Annotated in this window: 16 protein-coding genes and 1 pseudogene; 7 read left to right on the forward strand and 10 right to left on the reverse strand. The window is 72.3% G+C overall.

Annotated elements, in window-relative coordinates; genetic code table 11:
* Positions 1-13: 13 nt before the first annotated feature.
* The 4 genes from B4E97_RS05080 to malQ all read right to left on the reverse strand — a co-directional run bounded on the left by B4E97_RS05080 (position 14) and on the right by malQ (position 4,815).
* Entirely contained in the window at positions 14-748 is a 735-nt protein-coding gene (locus B4E97_RS05080; protein ID WP_286955513.1) for an amino acid ABC transporter ATP-binding protein, read from the reverse strand.
* On the reverse strand, positions 748-1,578 hold the full coding sequence (locus tag B4E97_RS05085) for an amino acid ABC transporter permease (protein ID WP_286955514.1): 831 nt from the start codon (positions 1,576-1,578) through the stop codon (positions 748-750). The genes B4E97_RS05080 and B4E97_RS05085 overlap by 1 nt, the downstream gene beginning before the upstream one ends.
* A gap of 6 nt (positions 1,579-1,584) precedes the next feature.
* On the reverse strand, positions 1,585-2,430 hold the full coding sequence (locus tag B4E97_RS05090) for an ABC transporter substrate-binding protein (protein WP_019287777.1): 846 nt from the start codon (positions 2,428-2,430) through the stop codon (positions 1,585-1,587).
* Positions 2,431-2,700: 270 nt separating this feature from the next.
* Positions 2,701-4,815 carry a 4-alpha-glucanotransferase gene (malQ, locus tag B4E97_RS05095; protein ID WP_286958938.1) on the reverse strand — a complete coding sequence of 705 codons (2,115 nt, stop codon included), beginning with the start codon at positions 4,813-4,815 and terminating at the stop codon, positions 2,701-2,703.
* Positions 4,816-4,876: 61 nt separating this feature from the next.
* Here malQ and B4E97_RS05100 point away from each other — a divergent pair, with 61 nt between their 5' ends.
* The 5 genes from B4E97_RS05100 (at position 4,877) to B4E97_RS05120 (ending at position 10,445) form a co-directional block, all read left to right on the forward strand.
* Positions 4,877-5,887, forward strand: a complete 1,011-nt coding sequence (locus B4E97_RS05100) for a mechanosensitive ion channel family protein (protein ID WP_286958940.1) — start codon at positions 4,877-4,879, stop codon at positions 5,885-5,887.
* A 22-nt stretch (positions 5,888-5,909) separates the two neighbouring features.
* Positions 5,910-6,281 (forward strand): globin, encoded by a 372-nt coding sequence (locus B4E97_RS05105; protein WP_286958941.1) that lies wholly within the window; start codon positions 5,910-5,912, stop codon positions 6,279-6,281.
* Between the two features lie 80 nt (positions 6,282-6,361).
* Positions 6,362-8,107 carry an alpha-amylase family glycosyl hydrolase gene (locus tag B4E97_RS05110; protein ID WP_414632784.1) on the forward strand — a complete coding sequence of 582 codons (1,746 nt, stop codon included), beginning with the start codon at positions 6,362-6,364 and terminating at the stop codon, positions 8,105-8,107.
* A gap of 116 nt (positions 8,108-8,223) precedes the next feature.
* Entirely contained in the window at positions 8,224-9,042 is an 819-nt protein-coding gene (locus B4E97_RS05115) for a glycerophosphodiester phosphodiesterase family protein (RefSeq protein WP_239261664.1), read from the forward strand.
* Positions 9,039-10,445 (forward strand): MFS transporter, encoded by a 1,407-nt coding sequence (locus B4E97_RS05120; RefSeq protein WP_286958944.1) that lies wholly within the window; start codon positions 9,039-9,041, stop codon positions 10,443-10,445. Before B4E97_RS05115 ends, B4E97_RS05120 begins: the two co-directional genes overlap by 4 nt.
* Here B4E97_RS05120 and B4E97_RS05125 read toward each other — a convergent pair.
* Together B4E97_RS05125 and B4E97_RS05130 are read right to left on the reverse strand one after the other, a co-directional pair.
* Entirely contained in the window at positions 10,427-11,059 is a 633-nt protein-coding gene (locus tag B4E97_RS05125; protein WP_019287766.1) for a hypothetical protein, read from the reverse strand. The two genes, B4E97_RS05120 and B4E97_RS05125, sit on opposite strands and share 19 nt — an antisense overlap.
* Positions 11,056-11,526: an acyl-CoA thioesterase gene (locus B4E97_RS05130; protein ID WP_019287765.1), complete on the reverse strand. Its 471-nt coding sequence runs from the start codon at positions 11,524-11,526 to the stop codon at positions 11,056-11,058. The genes B4E97_RS05125 and B4E97_RS05130 overlap by 4 nt, the downstream gene beginning before the upstream one ends.
* Before the next feature lie 55 nt (positions 11,527-11,581).
* Here B4E97_RS05130 and B4E97_RS05135 point away from each other — a divergent pair, with 55 nt between their 5' ends.
* Positions 11,582-13,735 carry a RecQ family ATP-dependent DNA helicase gene (locus tag B4E97_RS05135; protein ID WP_286958945.1) on the forward strand — a complete coding sequence of 718 codons (2,154 nt, stop codon included), beginning with the start codon at positions 11,582-11,584 and terminating at the stop codon, positions 13,733-13,735.
* A gap of 19 nt (positions 13,736-13,754) precedes the next feature.
* On the opposite strand, the gene B4E97_RS05140 is transcribed toward B4E97_RS05135, so the two are convergent.
* Entirely contained in the window at positions 13,755-14,264 is a 510-nt protein-coding gene (locus tag B4E97_RS05140; protein WP_286958946.1) for an AMIN-like domain-containing (lipo)protein, read from the reverse strand.
* A gap of 153 nt (positions 14,265-14,417) precedes the next feature.
* On the opposite strand from B4E97_RS05140, the gene B4E97_RS05145 reads away from it, so the two are divergent.
* Positions 14,418-15,383, forward strand: a complete 966-nt coding sequence (locus B4E97_RS05145; protein ID WP_376786861.1) for an acyl-CoA thioesterase — start codon at positions 14,418-14,420, stop codon at positions 15,381-15,383.
* Positions 15,384-15,412: 29 nt separating this feature from the next.
* Here the strand turns inward: B4E97_RS05145 and B4E97_RS05150 are convergent.
* The 3 genes and pseudogenes from B4E97_RS05150 to ssb all read right to left on the reverse strand — a co-directional run bounded on the left by B4E97_RS05150 (position 15,413) and on the right by ssb (position 19,750).
* Positions 15,413-17,151, reverse strand: a pseudogene (locus B4E97_RS05150) (pyruvate dehydrogenase).
* A gap of 175 nt (positions 17,152-17,326) precedes the next feature.
* Positions 17,327-19,009 carry an energy-dependent translational throttle protein EttA gene (gene ettA / locus B4E97_RS05155; protein ID WP_286956259.1) on the reverse strand — a complete coding sequence of 561 codons (1,683 nt, stop codon included), beginning with the start codon at positions 19,007-19,009 and terminating at the stop codon, positions 17,327-17,329.
* 108 nt (positions 19,010-19,117) lie between these two features.
* A complete protein-coding gene (ssb, locus tag B4E97_RS05160) occupies positions 19,118-19,750 on the reverse strand; it encodes a single-stranded DNA-binding protein (RefSeq protein WP_286956258.1) in 633 nt (210 codons plus the stop codon).
* Positions 19,751-19,894: the final 144 nt, after the last annotated feature.

Consider the following 19,894-nt stretch of genomic DNA (forward strand, 5'->3'; position numbering starts at 1 on the left):
TACCTGAGGTAGGTCAGAGGACGCGGGAGAGGAAGCGTTGCAGGCGCTCGCTGGCCGGACGCTCGAAGATCACGTCCGGAGCCGCGTGCTCGGCCACGACGCCCTCGTCCATGAACGCCACCTGGTCGGCCGCCTCGCGCGCGAACCCCATCTCGTGGGTCACCACCAGCATCGTCAGGCCGGAATCGCCGAGGTCGCGCATGATCGCCAGCACGCCCTTGACCAGCTCGGGGTCGAGCGCGGACGTCGCCTCGTCGAACAGCATGATCCGCGGGTCCATCGCCAGCGCCCGGGCGATCGCCACGCGCTGCTGCTGCCCGCCGGAGAGGGACGACGGACGGACGTCCGCCTTGTGCGCGAGCCCCACCGACTCCAGGTGCGTCAGCGCCCGGGACCGTGCCTCGTCGCGGGACAGGCCGAGCAGCTTGCGGGGCCCGAGCGCGACGTTGTCGGCGACGGTCTTGTGCGGGAACAGGTTGAAGTGCTGGAACACCATGCCGACGTGCCGGCGCAGCTGGTCCGGGTCGTCGCGCAGGATGCTGCGCCCGTCGAGGAGGACGTCGCCCTGGTCGGGCTCGAGCAGTCGGTTGACCACGCGCAGCAGCGTCGACTTGCCGGACCCGGAGGGCCCGATGACGCAGGTCGTGCTGCCGGCAGGGACCTCGAGGTCGACGCCGCGCAGCACGCGGTTGCGGCCGAAGGCCAGGTGCACGTCGCGCAGCTCGACGGACAGCGGTGCGGCGGTCATCAGTGTGCCTCCTGGGTCAGGGCGAGTGCGCCGTCGTCGGGGGCGTCCGGCGTGGCGGAGCCGCCAGCGCGTGGACCGCCAGAGCCGTCGGAGCCGTCGGAGCCCTCTGGGTGTTCCCCGTCCGAGCGACGACCGTGGCGCAGCCGGTGGTCGATGGCGTTGACGGCGTGCGTCAGCGGCACCGTGATCACGAGGTAGAACAGCCCGGCGAGCAGCAGCGCGGACTGGTTGCCGGTGTTGGCGGCATAGTCCTGCCCGATCCGGAACAGCTCGCGCTGGCTGGCCAGGAGCCCGAGGAAGTAGACCAGGGAGGACTCCTTGATCAACGAGATGAACTGGTTGACCAGGGCAGGGAGCACGCGGCGGACACCGAGGGGTATGACGACCAGCCGCATCGCGGCGTTGTGGCTGAAGCCGAGGGCCCGCGAGGCCTCCATCTGCCCGGCCTCGACGCTCTGGATGCCGGAGCGGAAGATCTCGCCGATGTAGGCGGACGCGATCAGCGACAGGGCGAGGATCCCGAGCGGGTAGGGGTTGTTGCCCCAGATCTGCAGGCCGACGGGGGCCAGGCCGACGCCGATGAGCAGGATGGTGACGGCGGCAGGCAGCCCGCGGAAGATGTCGGTCCACACGCGTGCCGGCCACCGCAGCCAGCGGTGCCGGGACAGGCCGGCGACCGCGAGCGCCATACCGAGGATGGTCCCGATGATGGCGGACACGACCGCGAGGAGCAGCGTGTTGGGCAGGCCGACCGTGATCAGGTCAGGCAGCGCCTCGCGCATCGCGTCGAGGTCGAAGAAGGTCTCCCTGAGGGTCTCGAGGACGTCCACCCCGGGTCACCGCGTGATCTTGACGGCGCCGCTGCCCGGCGTGAAGTCCGCAGGGGTCTTGCGGCCCGGGTAGTACTGGTCGACGAGCTTCTGCCAGGTCCCGTCCTTGACGACCTCGTCCAGGCCCTTGTCGAGCGCGTCCTTGAGCTTGGTCTTGTCCTGGGCGACGGCGTAGGCCATCGGGGTGGGGCTCAGCTCCTTGGCGGCGAGCAGCACCTTGCCGCCGGACTCGCCGGCGAGCTTCTCGCCGATCTCAGCAGGGCTGACCCAGGCGTCGACGGTGCCGGCCTTGAGCTGGTTCATCGCGCCGTTGTAGTCGGGGACGCGCACGGGGTCGAGCTTCTTGCCGGTGGCGTAGTCGTCCTGGACCGTGCCCTGGACCACGACCACGCGCTTGCCCGTGAGCTGGTCGAAGCTCTTGAGCGTGGACCCGGCGGGGACGTTGAGGCCGATGTAGCCGAAGTCGTAGCCGTTGGTGAAGGCGACGGTCTGCTTGCGCTTCTCGGTGATGGTGACCGAGGACGAGCCGACGTCATACTTGCCGGACTTGACCTGCGAGAGCAGGCCGGAGAAGTCGGTGCCCGCGAACTCGACCGTGAGGCCCTGCTTGGCGGCGACGGCCTTGAGCAGGTCGTTGTCGAAGCCCGTGAACTGGCCGTCCTTGAGGAAGACGTTGGGCGGGGCGTCGGTCAGCGTGCCGACGTGCAGGACGCCGGGGCGCTGCAGGTCCAGGGGGTTGTCGGCGGCCTGGTCCGAGCCGGAGCCGGAACCGCACGCGGACACCGCCAGCATCATCGCCGCGCCGGTGGCGGCGAGGGCGGTGCGACGGGTGATCCAGGGCGTGCGAGACATGGTTGTCCTCCGGGGCGGGGCGCGATCGGCGCCGGCATGGGTGGGAGGCCCGCCCGACGGTGGGCAGACCAAAGGGAACCTTATGCAGAGGCAAACGTCAGGTAATCCGAGCGTCCACGTCTCGGACGCCGTCCAGGCAGGCAGGTGAGGCGCCAGGTCCGCCGGCCTCCGTCACACCCGCCTGGGGAACGACGGCCGGTCGATGCCTCTACCGGGGGTAGGTCCGTCGACGGCGTGCTAACCCAGGCGGGTGTGACTACCTGAGGTAGGTCAGAGGGTGCGGGCGAGGCGGCGGGCCCAGCGCGATCGCATCAGGTCCTCGAGCAGCACGGGCCGGCCGTCGGCGCCGGCCAGGGGCATGCGCCAGTTGGCGTACTCCTCGTCGGTGCCGGGCTGGTTGATGATGCGCTTGTCCTGGGCCAGGTCGGACACCGAGATGCCGCGCAGCAGCGCCGGCGTCCACGACAGGAGCTTGTGCAGCGCCTCGATCGTGTCCTCGTCGCTCGCGTCCTCGCGCAGCAGGCCGCGCGAGCGCAGCAGCGCCTTGATCCCCTCCTGCTCGTGGACCTCGCTCGCGCGCTCCTCCTCGATCGAGCGGGTCAGCAGGCCCAGCTCGTGGCGCAGGTCGATGTGCACCTGCTGGAGGTAGCCCGCGGTCGGGGGCAGGTCGTGGGTGGTGACGGTGGCGAGGCACAGGCGGCGGTACTGCTCGGGCTGGATCGGCTCCCCGCCGTGCTCGTAGTCGCGCTCGAACCACAGGATCGAGGTGCCCATGACGCCGCGGTCCGCGAGGTAGTCGCGCACCCACGACTCGACGGTGCCGAGGTCCTCGCCGATGACGACGGCGCCCGCGCGGTGGGCCTCCAGCGCCAGGATGCCGATGAACGCCTCGTGGTCGTAGCGCACGTAGGTGCCCTCGAAGGGCTTGCAGCCCTGCGGGATCCACCAGAGCCGGAAGAGCCCGATGATGTGGTCGACGCGCAGGCCGCCGGCCGAGCGCAGCACGGTCCGGAGCATGTCGCGGTAGGGCGCGTAGCCCAGCTCGGCGAGCTGGTCGGGCCGCCACGGCGGCTGGCTCCAGTCCTGGCCCAGCTGGTTGTACTGGTCGGCCGGCGCCCCCACGGTGACGCCGCGGGCCAGCGCGTCGCGCAGCCCCCACGCGTCGGCCCCGCTCGGGTGGACGCCGACGGCCAGGTCGTGGATCAGGCCGAGGCGCATGCCCGACTCGTGGGCGACCCGCTGGGCCTGCTCCAGCTGGTCCTCGACGACCCACTGCAGCCAGCAGTAGTAGTCGACGTCCGCGGCCAGCTCCTCGCGACGCTCGGCGACGGCCGGGCCGGCGGAGTCCTGCAGCTCCTCGGGCCACTCGGCCTCGTCCTCGCCGTATGCCGCGGTGAACGCGCACCACGTCGCGAAGTCCACCAGGCCCTGCCCCTCCCGCTGGCAGAAGGCGCGGTAGTCCCGCTCCCGGCGGGGCGAGCGCGGCTGCTTGTGGACGAGCCGCAGGGCGGCGTCCTTGAGGCGCCAGGAGGCGTCGCGGTCGATGACGTCCTCGGCGTTGAGGCGCAGCGCGTCGTCGGCCTGCCACTGCAGCAGAGCCCGGTCCTGCGCCGTGAGGTAGCCCATCTCGGGGATGTCCTCGACCCGGATGTAGAGCGGGCTGATGAACCGCCGGGTGGTGGGCAGGTAGGGCGAGGGCTCGACCGGCGGGACCGGCTCGGCGGCGTGCAGCGGGTTGACGAGGACGAAGTCGGAGCCGAGCTCCTGACCGGCCCACGCGGCGAGCTCGGCGAGGTCGGCCGCGTCACCCATCCCCCAGGACCGGCTGGAGCGCATGGCGTACAGCTGGGTCATGACGCCGGAGGCAGGGTGGTCGCGCAGCGACTCCGGCACCTCGAGGCGGTCCGGCGTGACGACCAGCGTGCAGGTGGCCGTGGTCCCGGCATACGAGGCACTGATCTCGTGCCAGCCGAGGGGCAGGCCCGCGGGGACGTCGAAGGTCGCCTCCCCCAGCTGACGGCCGTCCACGACGCGGGGGTCCACCCACCTGTCGACCTGGTCGAGCGGGCGGCGCGATCCGTCCTCGAGCTGCACGGAGACCGTGACGGACTCGCCGTGCGGCAGGTGCACGGGGATCGTCGTGCTCTCGGACTCCGTCACGACCAGCACCGGCGGCAGCGGGCGACGCCACTCGCGGTCGCGGACCTGGGCCAGGGAGTCACGCACCTCGTCCTCCGTCGCCGCGGGCTGACCCAGAGCGGCGAGCACGGCCACGATGGTGCTCGCGGGCACGGTCACGTGGGCTCCCTGCCAGTCCCAGTACTCCGTGGCCACCCCGTTGGCGCGGGCGAGATCGATCAGTTCGGTCGACGGTGCGTCAGTCACGGGGTGAAGTGTGTCACGGCCGTGACAGCGTTCGCCAAGGTCGACCCGCCATGATGGAGGCATGAGTGCCAGCACATCCTCGTCCGTCCTGCAACCGCTCGCCGTGACCTGGGAGTCGGCGTGGACCTGGGCCCAGGGGGCACCCCTCACGATCGTCGCGATCATCCTGGGGGCCATCGCGACCCGCTGGCTGATCCACCGCGCCATCAACGGATTCGTCAACGGACTCCTGCTGCGGTCCGAGCGCGTGGAGGCCGCTGCGGTCAACGTCACCCGGGTCGACACCGCCGAGCTCCCGATCATCCGCCGGCAGGCGCGCAAGGCCGCCAAGATCTTCAGCGACCCCAGCATCGTCAGCAGCGCGCGCCAGGAGCAGCGGGTGCGGACGCTCGGCGCCGTCCTGCGCTCGGTCACGACGGTCACCGTCGCCTTCGTCGCGGCGCTGATGGTCGGCGACGAGCTGGGCTTCAACATGGCCCCGCTGCTCGCCTCGGCCTCGGTCGGCGGCGTCGCGCTCGGCTTCGGCGCGCAGAGCCTGGTCAAGGACTACCTGTCGGGGATGTTCATGATCATCGAGGACCAGTATGGCGTCGGCGACGTGGTCGACACCGGCGAGGTCATCGGCACGGTGGAGGACATCTCCTTGCGACTCACGACGATCCGCGACTTCAACGGGGTGATCTGGTACATCCGCAACGGCGAGATCCTGCGCATCGCCAACCGCTCCCAGGGCTGGTCCACCGCCCTCGTCGATATCCCCGTCCCCGTCACCGAGTCCATGGAGAAGGTCATGCCGATCATCTCCCGCGCCATCCGCGGCATGGACAAGGAGGAGGACTGGTTCGGCAAGATCATCGAGCAGCCCGAGGTGGGTGGCGTCGAGTCGATCGTGGGCGGCGTCGCGACGGTCCGCATCATCGTCAAGTGCGCGCCCAACGAGAACGTCCCGGTCGGCCGCGAGGTGCGCTCGCGGGTCATGGCGCAGCTCGGCGCCAACGGGATCTCGCTGCCGACCATGCCGACCTTCGGTCCCGGCGTGCTGCCCGGGGGCGGCGGGAGCACCGCCAAGTGACCGCGTGCGAGAGACTGGCGCGGTGACGTTCTACGACGAGGTCGGTGGCGCAGCCACGTTCGAGCAGCTGGTGCGCGAGTTCTATCGCGGCGTGGCCGGCGACCCCGAGCTGCGGTCGCTTTATCCCGAGGAGGATCTCGGCCCGGCGGAGGTCCGGCTGCGGATGTTCCTCGAGCAGTACTGGGGCGGGCCCACGACCTACTCCGAGCAGCGCGGCCACCCACGCCTGCGGATGCGGCACGTGCCCTTCGCCGTCACTCCGGACATGCGCGACCGCTGGCTGCACCACATGCTCGCCGCGGTCGACACCCTCGACCTGGACGAGACGCACGACCTGCTCCTGCGCGACTACCTCGTGCGGGCGGCGCACTCGCTGGTCAACCGCCTCGACTGACGCGGTCGGTGAGCACCTGCGGCAGGCATGCTGGTGCAAGTTCTTGCAGATGTTGCAGTCGATTTCACACGGGCGCGACGATGCCTCAGCATGGATGGGTGACCCCCGACACCGCCGTCTCTGCCGCCATCCCAGCCACCGACGCCGCCGCCTGGTGGCGGCACGCCGTCATCTACCAGGTCTATCCCCGCTCCTTCGCCGACGGCGACGGCGACGGCATGGGTGACCTGGCCGGCGTGACCGGCAAGCTGCCCTACCTGCACGACCTGGGCGTCGACGCGGTCTGGCTCTCCCCCTTCTACACCTCCCCGCAGGCCGACGCGGGCTACGACGTCAGCGACTACCGCGACGTCGACCCGCGGTTCGGCTCGCTGGCCGACGCCGAGCAGCTGGTCGCGCGCGCCCACGAGCTCGGCATCCGCGTCGTCGTCGACCTCGTGCCCAACCACACCAGCGACGAGCACGCGTGGTTCCAGGCCGCCCTCGCCGCGGGCCCCGGCTCCCCCGAGCGGGCCCGCTACATCTTCCGCGACGGCCGTGGCGAGCACGGCGAGCTGCCGCCCACCAACTGGCGATCGGTCTTCGGCGGCTCCGCGTGGACCCGGGTCACCGAGTCCGGCGGCGAGCCGGGCCAGTGGTACCTCAACCTGTTCGACTCCAAGCAGCCCGACCTCGACTGGGAGCACCCCGAGGTGCGCGAGGAGTTCCACGCCATCCTGCGCTTCTGGCTCGACCGCGGCGTCGACGGCTTCCGCGTGGACGTCGCGCACGGCCTGGCCAAGGACCCGAGCTTTCGCGACTGGGACGCCCACACCGAGATGATCTCGGGCGACGGCGAGGCCCGCCCCACCAACGCCAGTCCCTACTGGGACCAGGACGGCGTCCACGACATCTACCGCGGGTGGCGCCGCGTCCTCGACTCCTACAACCCCGAGGGCGACCCCCAGCGCGACCGGATCCTGTGCGCCGAGGCCTGGGTGTCCCCGATCGAGCGGCTCGTGGCCTACACCCGGCCAGACGAGATGCACCAGGCGTTCAACTTCGACTTCCTGGACTCCCCCTGGCGCGCAACCGATCTCGTCGAGCGCATCACGCGCTCCCTCGAGGCGGCGCGGAGCGTCGGCGCCCCCACGACCTGGGTCCTGTCCAACCACGACGTCGTGCGGCACGCGACGCGGCTCGGCTATCCCGTCGGCTCGCCCCGCATGAACGGTATCGACGCGACCTGCCCCCAGCCGGACGCCGACCTCGGCCTGCGGCGGGCCCGGGCTGCCACGGCGCTCATGCTGGCGCTGCCCGGTTCGGCATACCTCTATCAGGGCGAGGAGCTCGGGCTCCCCGACCACACGACCCTGCCGGACGAGCTGCGCGAGGACCCCGCGCACCACCGCACCAAGGGCACCCCCGAGGCCGAGATCGGTCGCGACGGCTGCCGCATCCCCCTCCCCTGGGTCGGGGGTGCGCCCGGCAACGGGTTCGGTCCCTCGGAGCGCACCTGGCTCCCCCAGCCCGACGCGTATGCCGCCCTCGCGGCGAACCTCCAGGCGGGGAAGCCGGGCTCGACGCTCGAGCTCTATCGCGCGCTGCTCGCCACCCGCCGCGAGCTCGACCTCGGCGTCGGCGTCCTGCACTGGCAGCAGGGGTATGGCGAGGACGTGGTCGCCGTCGTCAACGAGCGCGGCACGGACCGGCTGCTGGTCCTCGCCAACCTCGGCGAGGAGCCGGTCGCGCTGCCCGACGGGACCGAGGTCGTCGTGGCCAGCGGCCCGCTGACCCCCGAGGGGCTCGTCCCGACCGACACCACGGTCTGGGCGCGCACCCGCTGACGCCGGCCGGGTGCACGCCCCCTGACAACGGTCGGGTGCGTCACAGATCTTCGGGTTCTGGCCCGAAGATCTGTGACCTGCCCGAGTCGTCGCCCCGCGCGTCGTAGGTTGGCCCCGTGAAGGCTGAGCAGTTCCCGTACTTCGACGCTCCCCGGCCGCTGGCCCTGGCCCACCGCGGTGGCGCCGCCTACGCGCCCAACCACGGGCGGGAGAACACGTTGGCGGCCTTCCGCACCGCCTACGACCTGGGCTACCGCTATCTCGAGACGGACGTCCACGCCACCCTCGACGGGCAGGTCGTCGCGTTCCACGACGGGCGGCTGGACCGGGTCACCGACCGGCGCGGCGCGATCGCGGACCTGCCGTGGGACTACGTGCAGCAGGCGCGGATCGCGGGCGAGTCCGTCCCGCTGCTCACCGAGCTGCTCGAGGAGCTGCCGGACGCGAGGTTCAACATCGACATCAAGTCGCCGGGCGCGGTCGTCCCCACCGCGCAGGTGCTGCTGCAGGCCGGCGCGCTGCATCGCGTCTGCGTCGGGTCCTTCTCCCAGCGCCGGCTGCGCCACGTGCGCGAGCTGCTCGGGCCACGCCTGGCGACGGCCGCCGGTGGCGCGGGGGTGGCCAGCCTGCGGTTCCTGCCGCGCCTGGTGACCCAGTGGCTCAGCACCCCGGCACCGGTGCTGCAGATCCCCCGCACCTACACCCTCGCCGGGCGGTCGGTCGAGCTCGTGACCCCGGCGCTCGTGGAGGCGGCCCACCGGCGCGGCAAGCACATCCACGTCTGGACGATCGACGACGCGCAGGAGATGCACGAGCTGCTGGACCTCGGGGTGGACGGTCTGGTCAGCGACGCCATCGACACCCTGCGCTCGGTCCTGGTCGAGCGCGGCGCGTGGCAGGAACCACCCCGTGGCCCCGTTACCGTGGAGCGGTGAGCCCCGCCGAGACACCGACCACGCAGGGACCGATGGGGCCGGCATACCGGCTGGTCACGATCGTCATGATCGCCCAGGTGACCCTCGTCGCCTTCGAGTCGATGGCCGTCACGACCGCGATGCCGGCGGTCGCCGCCGAGCTGGACGCGGTGCGGTCCTACGGCCTGGCCTTCTCGCTGTTCCTGTCCGCGCAGCTGCTCGGCACGGTGCTGTCGGGGACCTGGACCGACCTGCGCGGGCCGCTGCCCGCCACCCTGGTGGGCCAGGCCGGGCTCGCGATCGGCTCCCTGATCGCGGGGATGGCCGGCAGCTTCGCCGTCCTGCTCGTCGGGCGGATGATCGCCGGGCTGGGGGGCGGCCTGCTCGTCGTCGCGCTCTACGTCATGATCGGTCGCGCCTACCCGGAGTCCTTGCGGCCCAAGGTCTTCGGCTGGGTGTCGGCCGCCTGGGTGCTGCCCGCCATCGTCGGCCCGCTGCTCGCCGCCTGGCTCACCGAGGCGCTGTCCTGGCGCTGGGTCTTCCTCGTCGTCGTGCCACCGATCCTGGTCACCGCCGTCCTCACCTGGTCGCGCCGCGCCACGGTGTCGCCCCCCGGGCACGTGGGCTCGGGCCGCGAGCGCAGCACGCACCGGCGAGCCGCCGTGGCGGGAGCCCTGGTCGCCGTGGCCGCCGGTGTCCTGCAGTGGGGCTCGCAGCACGTCGAGCCCTTCCAGCTCCTCCCCGTCGCCCTCGCGGCGGCCGGTCTGGTCGTCGTGGCCGTCGTCGCGCCGAGGCTCGTCCCGCAGGGAACCGTCCGCCTGGCCCGGGGCCTCCCGTCCGTCACCATGTCGCGCTTCCTGCTGGCGGCGGCGTTCAACGGCGCCATCACCTTCATCCCCCTGATGCTCGTCAACGAGCGCGGCACCAGCAGCACCGTGGCCGGGGTCATGCTCACGCTCGGCTCCCTCGGCTGGTCCGTGGGTGCGGCGCTGCAGGGACGAGATGCCTTCGTGCGCGACAGGTTCCGCCTGCTCGGCGCCGGCGGGGCGTCGCTCGCCGTCGGCCTGCTGGGGCTCGCCGCCATCGCCGGCCTCGGGCTGTCGGAGTGGTTCGTGCCCGTCGCCGCCAGCGCCATGGGCGTCGGCATGGGCCTGGCCATGTCCACGGTCTCGGTGCTCGGGCTCGACCTCACGCCCATCGAGCGGCACGGCGAGGTCTCGTCCTCGCTGCAGCTCGCGGACACGCTCGGCTCCGCGCTCGGCGTGGCGCTGACGGGCGCCGTCTTCGCCGGGCTGCACCGCTCGCCGGGCGAGGACGGAGCGGCCTACACGCTGATCTGGGTGCTCTGCGCGACCTCGGCCGCGCTGGTGGTCCTGGCCGGCTCGCGGGCCCGCCCGGTCGACGTTCAGCGCGCGAGGACGTGACCCACCGGCACGGACAGCCGCAACCACCGGCCGCAGCGGTGCAGCGTGCCCGCCTCTCCCGTGAGGAAGCCCAGGGCGTGCGCCCCGAAGGCCAGCCCCGACGGGATGCCCTCGGCCTCAGCCGCTGCCATCGGCCGGGCCCACACCGCGTGCCGCAGCTCGGCGACGGCGAGGGCCCCGGCGCCGCTCCCCACTCCGCGCGCGACGTCGGCGATGCCCGCCTGCGCCGCGTCGTGCAGCTCGGCGCTGGTCACCCGCCCGATCGGCACCCAGCCGGCGCGCGGGGCGCTCTGCCCGGCCCAGGGCGCGCGGACCTCGGTCGGCGGCACCGCGAGGCGGGTCCCCTGGTCGTGGGCGAACCGGTCCAGGAGCGAGCCCAGCGAGACGGTGACGTCGAGGTCGGCGGGCTCCGCGAGACGCATCGTGCGCAGACCCATCACGAGTCCCTCTGCCGCCAGCCCGGACCCGGGCAGGACCGCGGCATACGCAGCCAGCACGGTCCCCTGGGCCTGCAGCCGCATGGCGCCCTCGCGGTCCGCCGCGGCGGCCCGGGCGACGAAGGTGCGCAGGTCCGAGGCGGTCCCCGCGTCGACCAGGGCGAGCGTGCCGGTCACCGGCGCCGCCTCAGGTCGACCGGCTCGCCGAGGTACTGTCCCAGCGTCTCGCGCTGCTCGGGGGTCATGCGACGGGGGCGGGCACCGGCGAAGTCGTACATCACCATCGTCGACTCGGCCCGCGCGTAGACCTGGTCCCCGACGCTCTCGGGGTCCCGCATCACGTAGCCGAGGTCGTAGGACGCTCCCGCGAGCCGCGTCACCCACATGTCGACGGCGACCGGGGCGTGCCGGAACTCCAGCGGCCGGAGGTACTCGATCTCGCTGCGGGCCACCAGGACTCCGCGACCGAGCACCGGGTCGTGGTTGCCGAACCACGCGCGGAAGGCCTCGACGCGAGCCTCCTCCAGGAGCCGGAGGTACTCCACGTTGTTGACATGGCCGTAGGCGTCCATGTCGCTCCACCGGAGCGGCACGGCGACGCGATAGAGGCTCGTCGGGCGGGGGTCGCTGGGGGCGTCGGGCATGGGCCCATCATCACGCACGGCCGGGTCTGTCGGCCCTGGCGTCTAGCGTGTGGGCATGACCAGCAACCAGGCCCGTATGCCGAGCGCGCCCGCCGTCGACGTGGACACCGAGGCCGTGCGCGGGGACGCCACGGCGGCGCTGCGACGCCTGGTCGGGCGCGAGGACGTGGACTTCCGCGACGGCCAGCTCGAGGCGGTGGCGGCGCTGGTGTCGGCGCGCCAGCGCGTGCTCGTGGTGCAGCGCACGGGCTGGGGCAAGTCGGCGGTGTACTTCGTGGCGACGTCGCTGCGGCGCGCGGCGGGGGCGGGGCCGACGATCATCGTGTCGCCGCTGCTGGCACTCATGCGCGACCAGATCGCGGCGGCCCAGCGCGCCGGCGTGCGGGCGGTGACCATGAACTCGGCCAACGCCGACACCTGGGGCGAGGTCGCCGCGGCCCTGGCGGCGGACGAGGTCGACGTGCTGCTGGTGAGCCCGGAGCGGCTCAACAACCCTCGCTTCCGGGACGAGCAGCTCCCCGGGCTGGCCGCCCGGTGCGGCCTCCTGGTCGTCGACGAGGCGCACTGCGTCAGCGACTGGGGTCACGACTTCCGCCCGGACTACCGCCGCATCAAGGACCTGCTCACCGAGCTGCCCACCGACGTGCCGGTGCTGGCGACCACCGCCACGGCCAACGCGCGCGTGGTGTCCGACGTGGCCGAGCAGCTCGAGGTGGGTGGCCACGAGGTCCTGACCGTGCGCGGCTCGCTGGCCCGCGACTCGCTGCGGCTCGGGGTGCTGCGCCTGGGCTCGGCCGAGCAGCAGCTCGGGTGGCTCACCGCGCACCTCGCCGAGCTCCCGGGCAGCGGCATCGTCTATGCCCTGACCGTCTCGGCCGCCGAGGACGTGGCCGAGGCGCTGCGCCAGGCCGGGCACGAGGTCCGGGCCTACACCGGGCGCACCGACCCCGCCGACCGCGAGCAGCTCGAGGGGATGCTGCGCGCCAACCAGGTCAAGGCGCTGGTCGCCACCAGCGCGCTCGGCATGGGCTTCGACAAGCCAGACCTCGGGTTCGTGGTGCACCTGGGCTCCCCCAGCTCGCCCGTCGCCTACTACCAGCAGGTCGGCCGCGCCGGTCGCGGTGTCGCACGCGCCGACGTCCTGCTGCTGCCGTCCGCCTCCGACCGCGACATCTGGTCCTACTTCGCGAGCGCCTCAATGCCCCGGCCCGAGCAGGCCGACGCCGTGATCGCGGCGTTGTCCGCCTCGGACCGTCCGATGTCGACGGCCGCCCTCGAGACGGTGGTCGACGTCCGCCGCACCCGGCTCGAGCTGCTGCTCAAGGTCCTCGACGTCGACGGCGCGGTCCGCCGGGTCCAGGGTGGCTGGACGGCCACCGGGGCGCCGTGGACCTACGACGCGGAGCGCTACGCACGCGTCGCCGAGGCCCGCGAGCGCGAGCAGGACCTGATGCTCGCCTACCAGCGCGGCGAGGAGTGCCGCATGGCCTTCCTCCAGCGCGTGCTCGACGACCCCACGGCCGCGCCGTGCGGCCGGTGCGACGTCTGCGCGGGGCCGTGGTATCCCGAGGGGGTGCCCGAGGGCGCCGTCGTCGAGGCCCGCACCCGGCTCGACCGGCCGGGGGTGCTCGTGGAGCCCCGCGCCCAGTGGCCGAGCTGGATGCCGCGCCTGGGCGTCGAGGTCAAGGGACGGATCGCGCCCGCCGAGCAGGTGGAGCCCGGCCGGGCGCTGGCACGGCTCACGGACCTGGGGTGGGGGCAGCGCGTGCGCACGCTGCTCGCGGCCCCGGACGCTCCGGTCGACGAGGCGCTCCTGCGGGGGTGCGTGCCGGTGCTGCGCGACTGGGGCTGGGCCGAGCGGCCGTTCGCGGTGACGTGGATCCCCTCGCGATCACGACCACAGCTCGTCGAGTCCCTCGCCCGAGGGCTCGCGTCGATGGGGCGGATGGTCGACCTCGGACCGATGGAGCTCGTCGACGGCGGCCCGATCGGCGACCGGGGAGGCAACAGCGCCTATCGCCTCGCGGGCGTGTGGGACCGGGTGCAGGCCGGAGCGATGGTCCGCGACCAGCTCGAGCTGAGCCCCGGGGCAGTCCTGCTCGTCGACGACCTGGTCGACTCCCGCTGGACCATGACCGTGGCGGGGCGGGCCCTGCGTGAGGCGGGCGCCACGAGCGTGCTGCCGTTCGCCCTGGCCGTCTCGGGGTGAGCCGGCCAGGGCGGCCGGGTCACCAGCGGTGCGCGACGTCCACGACGACCCGGTTGTTGGCGCCCGGGCCCTTGACGACGAAGACGCGGTAGGGCAGGCGAGCCCGGGTCACGATGCCGACGGCCTCGACACCGTCCACCTTGCCGGCATAGACGACGCCCCGGACGGTGGAGAAGCTCGTCGGCAGCGCCTGGCCGGGCTTGACCCCCACGGGCACCAGGTTGGTGCGCGAGCCCACGGCGATAACCTGCGGCGACCGGGCGGTGCCGACGTAGCCCGCGACGGTGGCTCCCGTGCGGCCCTTGAGCTCGAAGACCACGCGGTCGTAGCACGCGTGGTGCCCGGTGCGGAGGTCGACGGCGGGTGTGCCGGTGACCGGGCTGGACAGGTTGATGCCCTTGTCCTGGGAGCCCCAGCGGACACGGCAGGACGTGGCCGCGTCGGCGGCGGGCAGGGTGGCGACCGAGACGGCGCCGACCGCGGCGAGGGCGGTCGTGGCGGCGGCGAGGCGACGGGTGAGCGCGGACATGATGATCCCCCAGGTGACGGTGACGACGGTGTCGAGGCCGGAGACGGCTGTCGTCCGGCGCGCTCACCGTAGGCCAACGGCGAGGCACCCTGGAGGGGCTCGCCACAAACGTCCCCTGGACGTCATCTGGATGGCCCTGCGGCGGCTATCGTGCTGCAGGTGACGCCACCACAGCCGGACCCCTTCGCCGAGCTCCTCGAGATCCTCGACCTGGACCACCTCGGGACCGCGCGCATGACCGTGAGCGCCCGCACCGACGCCGGCCCCGAGTCCTTCCTCACCGAGCAGATCCTGGGCGACCCCGACCGCGAGATCTATGAGGGCAAGAGCCAGTGGCAGCCCCACCGCCGCGTCTTCGGAGGGCAGGTGCTCGCTCAGGCGATCATTGCCGCCGGGCGCACCGTGGGCGCCGTAGCAGGCGGGGTGCCCCGCCCGATCCACTCGCTCCACGCCTACTTCGTGCGGCCCGGGGACGTCGCCAGGCCGATCAGGTTCTCCGTGGAGCGCATCCGAGACGGTCGGTCCTTCTCGACCCGCCGCGTGCACGCCATGCAGGAGGGCCAGGTCATCCTGTCGATGACGGCGTCCTTCCAGGAGCCCGCGGGCGGGCTGGACCACCAGGACGCGATGCCCGACGTGCCTGGTCCGGAGACGCTCCCGAGCGTCGCCGACAAGTACGGCCACGTCGACCATCCCGCGGCCAAGCACCTGGCCCACAGCCGGCCGATCGACCTGCGGCACGTGCGCGAGGACCTCTGGTCCGAGCCGGCCGCCGAGCAGGTGGCCCACCAGGAGCTGTGGCTGCGCGCCGTCGGCACGCTGCCCGACGACCCGCTGGTGCACGCGGCCGTGATGGCCTACGCCAGCGACTACGCCCTGCTCGAGCCCATCATCCGGCGCCACGGGATCGCGTGGATCGACCGGCGGCTGCGGGCCGCCAGCCTTGACCACGCCATGTGGTTCCACCGGCCGGCTCGGGCGGACGAGTGGATGCTCTACACGCAGTACTCCCCCAGCGCGCAGGGTGGTCGCGGTCTCGGGATGGGCCGGATGTTCACGCCCGGCGGCTCGCTCGCCGCCACGGTGGCCCAGGAGGGCATGCTGCGGCTCAAGGGCTGAGCCGCCCCGGCTCCCGCGGCTGCAGCGGGTCAGCGCGGGATGTTGCGCAGGTTGGCCCGGGCCATGTCCACCATCTTGCCGACGCCGCCGTCGAGCACGGTCTTGGTGGCTGCGGACGCGAAGCCCGTCACCTGCTCGAGGGTGATCTCGGGCGGGATCGACAGCGCGTTGGGGTCGGTCACGACGTCGACGAGCACGGGTCCGGGCGTGGCAAGAGCCCGGCTCAGACCCTCGCGGACGTCCTTGGGGTCGGTGATGCGGATACTCGTGATGCCGCAGCCCTGGGCGATGGCGGCGTAGTCCACGTGCGCGCGGTCCGTGCCGTAGTCCGGGAGGCCGTCCACGAGCATCTCGAGCTTGACCATGCCGAGCGTGGAGTTGTTGAACACCACGATCTTGACGTCCAGCTGGTGCTCGGCGACGGTCACCAGCTCCCCATCAGCATCGACAGCCCGCCGTCGCCGGACATCGAGATCACCTGGCGCCCGGGCTGGCTCGCGGCAGCGCCGATCGCGTGCGGCAGGGCGTTGGCCATCGTGCCGTGGTGCCAGGAGCCGAGGACCCGGCGGCGCCCGTTGGGCGTCAGGTAGCGCGCCGCCCACACGTTGCACATGCCGGTGTCGACGGTGAACACGGCGTCGTCGGAGGCCAGGTCGTCCAGGATCGAGGCGAGGTACTCCGGGTGGATCGGGACCATCGTGTCCACGTCGCGCGTGTAGGCCTTGACCACCTTGTCGAGCGTCGAGGCGTGCTCCTTGAGCATCCGCTGCAGGAAGCGCCCGTCCCGCTCGCGCCCGAGCATCGGCAGCAGGGCCTCGATGGTCGCGTCCACGTCCCCCTCGACCGCCAGGGACAGCGTGGCGCGACGCCCCAGGCGCTCGCCATACCGGTCGACCTGCACGATCACCGTGTCCTGCGGCAGGAACTGGTCGTAGGGGAAGTCGGTGCCAAGGAGCAGGACGAGGTCGGCCTGGTCCATCGCCTCGGCGCACGCGCCGTAGCCGAGCAACCCGCTCATGCCGACGTCGTAGGGGTTGTCGAACTGGATCCACTCCTTGCCGCCGAGGGCGTGGCCGACGGGTGCCTTCAGCGCGTCGGCCAGCGCCATGACCTGGTCGTGGGCGCCGCGCACCCCGGCCCCGACGAAGAGCATGGGCTTCTTGGCCCGGTCGAGCAGGCGAGCCAGGTCCGTGACCACCGCAGGGTCCGGGACGTGGCGCGGCGGACGCTCCGAGGTGTGACCGAGGGCGGGGGCCTCGACAGCAGGCTCCTCGGCGACGTCGCCCGGCAGGACCAGGACCGAGACGCCGCTGCGGGCGATGGCGGTCTGGGTGGCGATGTGCAGGATCCGGGCGGCCTGGCGAGGGCTGTTGGCGACCTCGGCGTAGTGGCTGCACTCCGCGAACAGCTGCTCGGGGTGGGTCGCCTGGAAGAAGTAGGTGCCGATCTGCGGCGACGGGATGTGGCTCGCGATGGCCAGGACCTTGGCGCCGCCGCGGTTGGCGTCGTAGAGGCCCTGGACGAGGTGGGTGTTGCCGGGGCCGCAGGACGCCGCGCAGACGGCGAGCCGGCCGGTGAGGCGGGACTCGGCGGCGGCGGCGAAGGCGGCGGCCTCCTCGTTGTGGACCGCGAAGAACGAGATCTCACCATCCCGGCGGATGGCGTCGGTGACGGGGTTGAGGCTGTCCCCCACGAGCCCGTAGATGCGTTGCACCCCAAGGGACTTCAGGTGAGCGACGAGCTGGTCGGCGACGGTGGGCTTGGCCATGCACGAACCTCCTGGGAGTAGGACGGTCGGCGTCGCGGACGTGCGGCGTCCTCCTCCCCCTACCCCGCCCCGCGAGCCTTCATCGCCCACGGCGCGGACCATCTCGTATGCCGAGAGCCGCACCCCGGACGCCCGGAAGCGGGCTCGGGGTGCGGCTCTCGCGCGACCGCGGAGGTCAGTCGCGCGTCAGCTTGCGGTAGGTGACGCGGTGCGGACGGGCGGCGTCCTCGCCAAGGCGCTCGATCTTGTTCTTCTCGTAGGCCTCGAAGTTGCCCTCGAACCAGTACCACGCCGAGGGGTCCTCCTCGGTGCCCTCGTAGGCCAGGATGTGCGTCGCGACGCGGTCGAGGAACCACCGGTCGTGGCTGATGACCACGGCGCAGCCGGGGAACTCCAGCAGGGCGTTCTCGAGGGAGCCGAGGGTCTCGATGTCGAGGTCGTTGGTCGGCTCGTCGAGCAGCAGCAGGTTGCCGCCCTGCTTGAGGGTGAGCGCGAGGTTGAGGCGGTTGCGCTCGCCACCGGAGAGGATCCCGGCCTTCTTCTGCTGGTCCGGGCCCTTGAACCCGAACTGCGAGACGTAGGCGCGCGACGGGATCTCGACCTTGCCGACCTGGATGTAGTCGAGGCCGTCAGACACGACCTCCCAGAGGTTCTTGTCGGGGTCGATCCCGGCGCGGCTCTGGTCGACGTAGGAGATGTCGACGGTGTCACCGACGCGGACGCTGCCGGAGTCGGCCTCCTCCAGGCCGACGATGGTCTTGAACAGCGTCGTCTTGCCGACGCCGTTCGGCCCGATGACACCGACGATGCCGTTGCGGGGCAGCGAGAAGGACAGGCCGTCGATGAGGACCCGGTCGCCGAAGCCCTTCTTGAGGTCGTTGACCTCGATCACGGTGCTGCCGAGGCGCGGGCCCGGCGGGATCGTGATCTCCTCGAAGTCCAGCTTGCGCGTGCGGTCGGCCTCCGCGGCCATCTCCTCGTAGCGCTGCAGGCGGGCCTTGGACTTGGCCTGACGGCCCTTGGCGTTGGAGCGGACCCACTCGAGCTCGCTGCGGAGTCGCTTCTGGAGCTTCTGGTCCTTCTTGCCCTGCACCTCGAGGCGCGCGGCCTTGGACTCGAGGTACTTGGAGTAGTTGCCCTCGTAGCCGTAGAGGCGGCCGCGGTCGACCTCGCAGATCCACTCCGCGACGTTGTCCAGGAAGTACCGGTCGTGCGTGACGGCCAGGACGGCGCCGGGGTAGGACGCGAGGTGCTGCTCCAGCCACAGCACCGACTCGGCGTCGAGGTGGTTGGTGGGCTCGTCGAGGAGCAGCAGGTCGGGCTTGGACAGCAGCAGCTTGCACAGGGCGACGCGGCGGCGCTCACCACCGGACAGGACGGTGACGTCGGCGTCGCCGGGCGGGCAGCGCAGGGCGTCCATGGCCTGCTCGAGCTGGGAGTCCAGGTCCCACGCGTCGGCGTGGTCGATGTCCTCCTGGAGCTTGCCCATCTCCTCCATGAGGGCGTCGAAGTCGGCGCCCTCGTCGGCCATCTCGGCGGAGATCGCGTTGAAGCGGTCGACCTTGGCCTTGATCTCGCCGACACCCTCCTCGACGTTGCCGAGGACGGTCTTGTCCTCCGTCAGGGGCGGCTCCTGCAGCAGGATCCCCACGCTGTATCCCGGGGAGAGCCGGGCCTCGCCGTTGGAGGGCTGGTCCAGCCCCGCCATGATCTTGAGGATCGTCGACTTGCCGGCACCGTTGGGGCCGACGACCCCGATCTTGGCTCCGGGGAAGAACGACATCGTCACGTCGTCGAGGATGACCTTGTCACCGACGGCCTTGCGGGCCTTGGACATGGTGTAGATGAACTCCGCCATGCCCCTCAGGCTATCGGTCGCCGGCCAGGCTCAACGAATCCGTCGACGCTGGTCGCGCGGTGCTCCGGTCAGGGCCGGGCACCGCGCGACCTGCGCGTCCCTGACACCTCAGGCGAACGACGGCTCGCGCTCGGTGACGACGCCGTCGGCATCGACGTCGTAGTCCTCCGTGTCGTCGACGCCCTCGACGTGGGCGTGGGCGTCGGCACCGACGCCCGACACCGCGTCGGTGCCGTCGGGCAGCCCGCCCTCGAGCCCGCTGCCGGCGTGCCCGCCGTAGCCGTCCGCCTCGGGCAGCCCGGACGGCTCCGCACCGTCGGGCAGGGCGCCGCGGTCGTTGGCCGCCGCGACCTCGGGGTCGGCCATGCGGTCGGTGCCGGAGCTGTGGACCCCCTTGGTCACGTCGGCGAAGGCGAAGGTGAGGTCCGGGCCCACGGAGTGGGCGTCGATCTCGACGTTGGTCCCGCGGCGCTCGCCCTGCTCCCAGTCCGTGACGCGCAGGCGGCCGCGCACGATGACGCGCGTGCCCTGCTTGAGCGTCGCCGCGCAGTTCTGGCCCAGCGACCGGAAGGCCGTGACCCGGACGAAGTTGGTGTGACCGTCGCCCCAGCCGCCCTCGCGGTTGCGCTTGCGCTCGGTGCAGGCGATCCGGAAGGCGGCGAACGCGTCGCCGCCCTGGGTGAACCGCAGCTCCGGGTCGGCGCAGAGATTGCCGGTCACGGTGATCATGGTCTCGTGCATGAGGTGTCCTCCTGGTCGGGTCCTCCTCGTCGGAAGGACGTCGTGGACCCAGGGTCGGACGGGCAGGGCGCGGGTGCCAGGGCCTGCCGGCAGCCTGTGGACGACGACGCGGAATGCCGCGACGCCGCCGTCCCCTGTGGACGA

This window comes from Arsenicicoccus sp. UBA7492 (assembly GCF_002479615.1).
Classification (GTDB): domain Bacteria; phylum Actinomycetota; class Actinomycetes; order Actinomycetales; family Dermatophilaceae; genus Arsenicicoccus; species Arsenicicoccus bolidensis.